The organism is Enterococcus sp. HMSC078F03 (assembly GCF_001811595.1).
GTDB lineage: Bacteria > Bacillota > Bacilli > Lactobacillales > Enterococcaceae > Enterococcus > Enterococcus faecalis.
Genome location: NZ_KV805576.1, coordinates 1 through 773, shown reverse-complemented (window position 1 = coordinate 773; position 773 = coordinate 1). Strand labels below are relative to the sequence as shown.

The window sequence follows — 773 nt, the reverse complement described above, 5'->3', positions numbered from 1 at the left end:
CGTCATATAAACATCTGTATGGTCCACCGCAAAATAGACTAAGAAGCGGCGATTAAAACGAAATACCAATTCTTTTGGATCATGATCTTTTTGAAACTGGAGTTTGGCATTTTCTACTGTTTGACCAGTGTACTGGTTTTTCAATTCTAAAGCAACGAGCGGAATACCATTTAACGACAAAACCATATCAATGGTTTTATGGTTATTAGGACTGTAAGCAAACTGGCGAGTACAGGTAAAACTATTTGCTTCATACTTTTCCATCCTTTCATCATTCAGCTCTGAAGCAGGTTTGAAGTAAGCTACTTTAAAGCGCACACCGCGGTCTTTGATCCCATTGCGCAATACATGTAACATGCCGTGGGTTTCTACCTCTTGATTAAAGCGTTGAAGGAACTTGACTTCTCCATCATTGTTATAGTTTCGTTGGTGACGTACCCACTGTTTTGGTTGAGTCTTCTGGACAAAGCCTAGCAATTTTTGACAATCCAAACCAATTATGGGATCAAAGTTTGATTCATTGAATGTTTCTTTCTTCCATTTGCCATACGTAGTCAGTGAAGTCTCAATATCCTGCTCAAAACGAATTTCTTTGTTCTCTACCAAATGAATCACCTCCTAGGCTTCTTTTTTACCTGTTACGTATTCGTAGATGAGAGCTTTTTTATAACTCTCAAGTTCCATCAATTCAGCTATCTTATTATCAATCATTTGATTTATTATAATTCTTTTTTTATCCCGCGAATTGTAAAATTAAGTTAGAAAAATAAAAA

The 773-nt window shown here is 36.2% G+C and carries 1 protein-coding gene; it reads right to left on the bottom strand.

Annotated elements, in window-relative coordinates; genetic code table 11:
- On the bottom strand, window positions 1-606 hold a 606-nt coding region (locus HMPREF2810_RS09910; protein ID WP_256279287.1), incomplete at its 3' end, for a type I restriction endonuclease.
- Between the last annotated feature and the right edge of the window lie 167 nt (window positions 607-773).